Origin of the sequence: Haloglomus irregulare (genome assembly GCF_007421925.1) — an archaeon.
GTDB lineage: Archaea > Halobacteriota > Halobacteria > Halobacteriales > Haloarculaceae > Haloglomus > Haloglomus irregulare.
In genome coordinates this window covers 1-6,434 of record NZ_QMDX01000043.1, presented here as the reverse complement: position 1 = coordinate 6,434, position 6,434 = coordinate 1, and the positions used below count along the sequence as shown (strand labels likewise).

The following is a 6,434-nucleotide window of genomic DNA, read 5'->3' as shown; positions in this document are numbered from 1 at the left end:
ATCGGACGGTCGCGAGCGCGCCGTTCCCGACCGTCTCGCCGTGGTCGACCGTCTCCGAGTCGTACTGCAGGCCGAACCACAGCGTCCGGTAGGCGGTCACCTCGAAGGTCGGCGATACCACGTAGAATGCCTCGTGGTGGAGGTAGTCGAGATGGTCGGTGATGATCTCCTCAAGCGTGAGCCCGGTGGCGCGGGGCTTCGGCTCGACGACCGTCGACGGTCGGTCCTCGCCGGCGAGGTAGCCGTCGGCGGCATCTGCCTCGAGACCATCGGCCAGTTCCGCCAGCAGCTGTTTTGCCCACTTGGAGTCGGTGTCATCGCCACCGAACGGTGTTTCAGCCGAGATTCGGTGCTTGAGCTTCAGGTTCGCTGCGCCCCAGTGGCTGTAGTGGAGCGTGTACTGTCCGTCTGTCCGTTCGTACGCAACGAGTGCGCGGTGACCCATTGGAAATCACTCCACGGGACGAGGCTCGTCGTCTGTCGCCCCGCACCCCTCTCGGGGGGCGAACGACGCTACCCGTCGATCGACTCCAGTCCGCTGAGATCCGCGTGGAGGACCGCATCGTCGCGAACGACGTACCGCTTTGCCAGCACCGGGAAGCGACAATTAGTGAACCCCGCTGTCTGGATGTCGAGTTCCTCGTCAGCTTCGAGGTGGTCGGCAAGTTCTCGCAAGAATTCGTGGGTCACGATGCCGCCCTCGTCGTTCGGGCGGCAGATCTTGCAGTGTCCAGTAACTGTTGGCTCGCTTCTCGTTCGTTCCTATACGAGCAGTTGGACATCGGCGTCGGCCATCTCCGAGAGCGCGGTCGCGGCACCGACGCCGACCGTGACGCCATCGTGGAACGCGTCGTCGTCGTAGTCCATCAGGTCCATCGTCATCTGACAGGCTTGGAGGTCGACCCCCATCTCCAGCGACGTTTGGAGCAACTCGTCGATGGTCGCCACGTCGTTGCCGGCGATCCGTCGCTCCATCATCGTCGTCGCCAACCGGTCCATCCCGGGTAACGCCGCGACGGCGTTCGGCACCGACATGTTCGGATTCCCGATCGCGGACAGCTTGAGGTCTGTCGACTGCTCTTCGTGGAGGATGTCCAGCCCCCAGAAGGTATGGAAGACGGTGACATCCCAGCCGAATGCTGCCGCGGTCGAGGCGAGGATCAGCGGCGGATAGGCCATGTCGAGGGTCCCCTTCGTCGCCACGATGACCATCGACTTCTCGTCGCCCATCTCGGTGCCGGCAGTTGCATCCATCTCGGCCTCCAACGTTTCAATACGGGCTTCCAGCTCTTCAATACGGGTCGCTGCACCGTCAGGGTGCTCGTCAGTCACCTCGGTCTCGGTGTCAGTACTCATTCGACGCGCACCCGATGCACATACACCGTCTTGTCGGCCTGGATCTCCTCAGACTGGCCGATCAGCTCGACGCCGGGCGTTCCGGCTGCCCAGCCGTCGATGTCGCTGACGCTCCCCGCGTCCGTCGCACGGACTTCGAGCAGCGCTCCACTGGAGAGATCGTCAACAGCTTGCTTTGTCTTCACAACGGGCATCGGACACGATTCACCGGTGAGCTCCAGCGTTTCGGTCGGTGTGTCGGAATTCATTATTGCGCTCTGTCTACAGTCTTGAACCGAAAGCACAAGAGTATTTTGAGTCGGCCACAATCTCCCAATTACGAATAGTCGTATATGCTCCACTAATACGGCCACAAAGAGGCCATAATTCTGTGCTCGTTATTGATGCCAAGGAAAGACAGGGTTTCGGAGCTTCGGATAGTTTGCAAATTAAACGCAATTCTTTTAGACGCTGGTCAGTAAGAGGGAGGTATGAGTTCCATGGAGTTCCCGGAAACTGAGGCGGAGATCGAGCCGACGAGTCCCGAATCACTCAAACGGCGCATCGACGCTGGCGACCGGGTCACCCTCCTCGATACACGCGCACAGAGCGATTTCGAGGAGTGGCACATCACCGACGACACCGTCACGACGATCAACGTCCTGTACTTCGAGTTCCTCGACGGCATCGACGACGAGCTGGTCGCCGACATCCCGGCTGATGAGCCAGTTGTGGTGACGTGTGCGAAAGGGAAGTCCAGCGAGTTCGTCGCTGGCCTGCTCGCAGACGCGGGGTACAACACCTCCCACCTCGCCGACGGGATGCGCGGGTGGGCCCGGCTGTACGACCACACCGACGTCGAACTGTCGACCGGCACGCTGGTCCGTCAGTACCGCCGTCCGTCGTCCGGCTGTCTGGCCTATATGATCGTCAACGACGGCGCTGCGGCGGTCATCGACCCGTTGCGCGCCTTCGTCGAGCGATACGAGGCCGACGCCGCCGACCTCGGGGCTGACGTCGAGTACGTCCTCGACACCCACATCCACGCCGACCACATCAGCGGCCTGCGTGAGCTGGCCGCTGCGACCGGCGCGACAGCCGTGCTCCCAGCTGCGGCCGCAGACCGAGGCGCGACTTACACCGCTGACGTGCGAACCGTTCGCGACGGCGATACGCTCGCTGTCGGTGAGGCGACGCTGGCCGTGTTGGCGACGCCGGGGCACACTTCGGGGATGACCACGTACCGAATCGACGAGGAACTCGCGCTGACTGGGGACACGTTGTTCATCGACAGCGTCGCCCGCCCCGACCTCGAGGAAGGAGATGCAGGCGCGCAGGCGGCTGCCGAGCAGCTCTACGAGACGCTCCACGAACGGCTGTTGACGCTGCCGGACGAAACGCTCGTCGGGCCGGCGCACTTCGGCGAGACCACTGAGCCACGCTCGGACGGTACGTACCTCGCGTCGCTCGGCAACCTGGGTGAACAGCTCGACTTACTCGGTCTCGACCAGGATGCATTCGTCGGGCGCGTCCTCGATGATACGCCGCCGCGCCCGGCCAACTACGAGGAGATTATCGCGACGAACCTCGGCCAGGCACGTGCGGACGACGATGAGGCGTTCACCATGGAACTGGGACCGAACAACTGCGCGGCGGGTGACTGATGCTCGACGCATTGTTCCCGAACGGCTGGCTCCCGTACCTGCTTGGCGGCGTCTTCATCGGGCTCGGCACCGCCGTCATCTATCTCGCGACGGCGATCCCGGCAGGCGCGAGTACCTTCCTCGAGTCCACGCTGTCGTACGTCTCCGACCAGCCGCGGTTCGCCCGCTACCGAGCGTCGCGCGACTGGCGCGTCGTCTTCTCAGTCGGCATCGTCATCGGCGCCGCCGCCTACGCCTTCACGCTCGGTGACGGGCCGTGGACGACTGACGTCCAGCCGTGGCGGCTCGCCGTCGGTGGTCTCCTCGTCGGCGTCGGCACCCGGATCGGGAAAGGCTGTACCTCGGGCCACGGCGTCTGTGGTGTTGGCTCCGGTTCTCGAACCTCCATCATCGGCGTCATCACCTTCCTGGCGATCGCCGTCGGCACCGCGCAACTCGTCGCAGCCCTGGGGGTGGTGCCGTGAGTCCCACGCCGGAGCACGACCAGCATCCACTTTTCCTGCCAGTTGTCTTTGTCGGCGGGATAGTGTTTGGCGTCGGCCTCGCAGTCGGACGGATGGCCCGACCGGAGGTCGTCCTCGACTTCCTTCAGTTCGAGGACCTCGGCCTGTTGCTCGTTATGGGTGGGGCTGCGACTGTGACCGCCGTGACGATCACCCTCGCCGTGCGGTCCGGCCGTCGGGCACCGCTGACCGGGCGCCAGTACGGACGGCGCCTGAAATCGTTCGACAGGAACGTCCTTACCGGCGGTGCGGTGTTTGGCGTCGGCTGGGGACTGTCTGGTATCTGTCCGGGGGCCGCCTATGCGAGTCTCGGCGTCGGAAATCTGCCGATCCTGTGGGCAATCGGTGGGATGTTCGCCGGCGCGTATCTGCAAGGCTGGCTCCGGACTGCGCTGACGGGCACCAGCACCACGTCGGAGGTCGGGACATGAGCCCAACGCAGCCGGGCCTCACAAACGTCTTTGGCACCGCTCCCGGAGGTGACAAGTAATGGTTGACTCAATGGCCGAGATGCTGGGGCGGGACCTCGAGTGTGAGTCGCTGCTGGACTGCTTCCACGGTCTGAACGACCTTGACCGCCGGGTGTTCCGGCTCCTCGTCGAGGCCGACGAGCCGCTCACGGTGGACGAGCTCGCTGAAGCAATCGACCGTGAGCGGACGACTGCGTATCGATCGCTCCAGCGGTTACAACAGGCTGGAATCGTCGAGAAGGACCAGCGGAGCTTCGAGTCGGGCAGCTACTATCACGTGTTCTCGCCGGCCGCCCCCGACGAAATCGCCGACGAGATGCAGCGGCTGCTCAACGACTGGTACGCGATGATGGGCCAACTCATCGCTGAGTTCCGCGAGAAGTACGACGAGGTCGAGACCGACGGTGAACGAGCGGCACCACCTGATCTCGAATGAGCCAGAAAACAACCGACTCGGACGAAATGCCTGGAAATGCGGCTGTCGGTCGTGGACTCCTCGACGAGGAGATGGGGCCGTCAGGTGCGATGGCGCACCTCTATCGGGGTGAAGTCCACCGGATGAAGCTATGGCGCGAACGGCTGGATCGGACCACGAACTGGGCGGTGCTTTTGCTCGCGGCTATCCTGACGTGGGCCTTCACGACCCCCTCGAACCCGCATTACGTCCTGCTTATCGGTAACCTCGCCGTCGGTCTCTTCTTGATCATCGAGGCGCGTCGGTATCGTGCCTACGATATGTGGCGGTCACGGGTGCGGACGCTCCAACGGAACGTTTTCGCCGTCGGTCTCGACCCGGCCAGGGAACCGGCCGATGACTGGCGCCGCCGGCTCGCCGCGGACTACCACCAACCCGCATTGAAGATCTCCGCCGAGGAGGCGATTGCTCACCGGTTGCGGCGTGTGTATGTGCCGCTACTTGCCATCCTTAACGGAGCGTGGGTGCTGCGGGTGACGGCCTTCGGCCCTGCCGAGTGGCCGGCAAGTGCAGCGGTGGGGATGCTTCCCGGGACCATCGTCACTGGAGTGGTCGCCTTGGTGTTCGCTGGGGCGGTGTTCATCGCTGTGCGGCCCCGGACGTGGCGAGCACACGACGAACTTCGGGAGGAGGCTCTCAGAAGCCCCCACGAATAGCGACCTCCCTTTACTGTGCGGATTCAGCGGCTATTGCAAGCCACCGGAGCTGCTGTTTGATCCACAACGTCAGTTCGACCCAGCTTCTTGGTGACACCCGCTGTCTGGATGTCGAGTTCCTCGTCGGCTTCGAGGTGGTCGACGAGTTCTCGCAAGAATTCGTGGGTCACGATGCCGCCCTCGTAGTCTGGAAACTCGACAAGTATGGTTCACCTCAAAGTCATCGTAGCCGTTCTAATTTTCGGCAGGAGTTGGAAGCACCTCGTAGGAATCGGTCGTGCTGGCGAGCAAACACTGCCTCGTAATGCTCCCGCTGGGACACCGCAGTCCCGTCTTCCTGCTCTGATTTTGCTGCAGTCCTCCCTCTGCCCGGCTTCGTGTCGTAGTGAGGGACGAAGAACGGTACTCGGACAATCGGGTCTGACGGCCACTCGCCAGATCCTGTTTACTGTTGGCCGCGGACTGAACGCCAGGCACCGACACGGTTTCTGAATCCTCCGTGCCGGCCTCAGAACGGACACGCTCGCAGGTGGGGCGTGATGGAAAGCTGGCGTGATTTTCCCGCGCCGTGTAGACACAGGGATTCGCCGTTTCCATCCGACTCCCAGAGAGGTGTTTTCGTCCGACGTTGACCGCGCCGACCACATCTCGGTCGCACTCATACTCACAGCTGGGACAGTAGAAGTGGCCGCCGTTGCGTAACTCGGTGTGATCGGTCGGTGCCTTCACGGTCTTGCCGCGTTCGCCACACCGCGGACAGTAGCGTGATGTCCCCCAGGGATTCACCGTCTCGACGTCGAGCCCGAGGAGGTCACCCTTGTGCCGAGCAGCTGAAGTAACTTCACATGGGCCCATGTCGAGATGCTCCATGCCGTGACACCACCCGTGCCTTCGGCCTCCAGTTGCCCTAGTGACTCGAGGACGATCGTCTCGCATTCGTGAACGGCCGCGAGCCACACCAGCTGATTCGCTACATCGTGCTGGATCTGGTCGCGGAGACGCCGCTCCTTGCGTCGTGTCCGGCGATATTCGCTGAGGATGTGAGCGAACTGCTCGGTATGCCCCTTGCCCTGTCGGCGAAGTTCGGCAAGGCGGCTGTCTATGCCCTCGGCGTCGGCTTTCACTCGAAACAGCTTGTCCTTCGCGTGGTGGTCGACAAAGGCAGGTGGCGCGATCTGAATCTTCTCCTGTCCGTCTTCAGATCCGTCTAACACAACCGCAGTTGCCTGCTTTTTCACGCCGAGGTCCACAGCGAGAACACGGTCGGGGGTTGTGTCTATCTTGATACAGCGAGAGAATCCCGTCGTTCACGGCGGGCGTGAATCGCGTGC

At 63.0% G+C, this 6,434-nt stretch carries 11 protein-coding genes and 1 pseudogene; 5 read left to right on the top strand and 7 right to left on the bottom strand.

The features are described 5' to 3' along the window. From DP107_RS19515 to DP107_RS19500, 4 genes and pseudogenes are all read right to left on the bottom strand, one after another. Positions 1-445, bottom strand: a 445-nt coding sequence (locus tag DP107_RS19515) for a DUF6735 family protein (protein WP_144263740.1), incomplete at its 3' end; no start/stop codon positions are given. A 68-nt stretch (positions 446-513) separates the two neighbouring features. After that, positions 514-711: pseudogene (locus tag DP107_RS19510) on the bottom strand (hypothetical protein); the annotation flags it as partial. Between the two features lie 51 nt (positions 712-762). Then, the gene (locus DP107_RS19505; RefSeq protein ID WP_144263739.1) at positions 763-1,356 is read right to left on the bottom strand and encodes a DsrE/DsrF/DrsH-like family protein; all 594 of its coding nucleotides are present in this window, start codon (positions 1,354-1,356) and stop codon (positions 763-765) included. After that, a complete protein-coding gene (locus DP107_RS19500; protein ID WP_144263738.1) occupies positions 1,353-1,604 on the bottom strand; it encodes a sulfurtransferase TusA family protein in 252 nt (83 codons plus the stop codon). Before DP107_RS19500 ends, DP107_RS19505 begins: the two co-directional genes overlap by 4 nt. A 222-nt stretch (positions 1,605-1,826) precedes the next feature. On the opposite strand from DP107_RS19500, the gene DP107_RS19495 reads away from it, so the two are divergent. Genes DP107_RS19495 through DP107_RS19475 form a run of 5 tightly spaced genes read left to right on the top strand, consistent with a single transcriptional unit; the run spans position 1,827 to position 5,103 of the window. Next, positions 1,827-2,999 carry an MBL fold metallo-hydrolase gene (locus DP107_RS19495; RefSeq protein ID WP_144263737.1) on the top strand — a complete coding sequence of 391 codons (1,173 nt, stop codon included), beginning with the start codon at positions 1,827-1,829 and terminating at the stop codon, positions 2,997-2,999. Continuing rightward, positions 2,999-3,463, top strand: coding sequence for a YeeE/YedE family protein (locus tag DP107_RS19490; RefSeq protein ID WP_144263736.1), 465 nt, complete (start codon positions 2,999-3,001; stop codon positions 3,461-3,463). The genes DP107_RS19495 and DP107_RS19490 overlap by 1 nt, the downstream gene beginning before the upstream one ends. Further along, a complete protein-coding gene (locus DP107_RS19485) occupies positions 3,460-3,933 on the top strand; it encodes a DUF6691 family protein (protein WP_238330976.1) in 474 nt (157 codons plus the stop codon). Before DP107_RS19490 ends, DP107_RS19485 begins: the two co-directional genes overlap by 4 nt. Before the next feature lie 58 nt (positions 3,934-3,991). Next, entirely contained in the window at positions 3,992-4,408 is a 417-nt protein-coding gene (locus DP107_RS19480) for a helix-turn-helix domain-containing protein (protein ID WP_144263735.1), read from the top strand. Continuing rightward, positions 4,405-5,103: a DUF2270 domain-containing protein gene (locus DP107_RS19475; RefSeq protein ID WP_144263734.1), complete on the top strand. Its 699-nt coding sequence runs from the start codon at positions 4,405-4,407 to the stop codon at positions 5,101-5,103. The genes DP107_RS19480 and DP107_RS19475 overlap by 4 nt, the downstream gene beginning before the upstream one ends. 23 nt (positions 5,104-5,126) lie before the next feature. Here the strand turns inward: DP107_RS19475 and DP107_RS20415 are convergent, their stop codons facing one another. The 3 genes from DP107_RS20415 to DP107_RS21005 form a co-directional block, all read right to left on the bottom strand. Then, the gene (locus tag DP107_RS20415; protein ID WP_185977420.1) at positions 5,127-5,273 is read right to left on the bottom strand and encodes a hypothetical protein; all 147 of its coding nucleotides are present in this window, start codon (positions 5,271-5,273) and stop codon (positions 5,127-5,129) included. 64 nt (positions 5,274-5,337) lie between these two features. Beyond that, positions 5,338-5,958, bottom strand: coding sequence for a transposase (locus DP107_RS21010; protein ID WP_238330977.1), 621 nt, complete (start codon positions 5,956-5,958; stop codon positions 5,338-5,340). Further along, complete coding sequence (locus tag DP107_RS21005; RefSeq protein WP_238330978.1) at positions 5,886-6,353, bottom strand: hypothetical protein; 468 nt, start codon at positions 6,351-6,353, stop codon at positions 5,886-5,888. The genes DP107_RS21010 and DP107_RS21005 overlap by 73 nt, the downstream gene beginning before the upstream one ends. Between the last annotated feature and the right edge of the window lie 81 nt (positions 6,354-6,434).

What these genes read in the sequence shown, in the direction of transcription:
- DP107_RS19505 (WP_144263739.1), bottom strand. Translation starts at nt 1,356, where the DNA reads ATGAGTACTGACACCGAGACCGAGGTGACTGACGAGCACCCTGACGGT.
- DP107_RS19500 (WP_144263738.1), bottom strand. Translation starts at nt 1,604, where the DNA reads ATGAATTCCGACACACCGACCGAAACGCTGGAGCTCACCGGTGAATCG.
- DP107_RS19495 (WP_144263737.1), top strand. Translation starts at nt 1,827, where the DNA reads ATGAGTTCCATGGAGTTCCCGGAAACTGAGGCGGAGATCGAGCCGACG.
- DP107_RS19490 (WP_144263736.1), top strand. Translation starts at nt 2,999, where the DNA reads ATGCTCGACGCATTGTTCCCGAACGGCTGGCTCCCGTACCTGCTTGGC.
- DP107_RS19480 (WP_144263735.1), top strand. Translation starts at nt 3,992, where the DNA reads ATGGTTGACTCAATGGCCGAGATGCTGGGGCGGGACCTCGAGTGTGAG.
- DP107_RS19475 (WP_144263734.1), top strand. Translation starts at nt 4,405, where the DNA reads ATGAGCCAGAAAACAACCGACTCGGACGAAATGCCTGGAAATGCGGCT.
- DP107_RS21010 (WP_238330977.1), bottom strand. Translation starts at nt 5,958, where the DNA reads ATGGGCCCATGTGAAGTTACTTCAGCTGCTCGGCACAAGGGTGACCTC.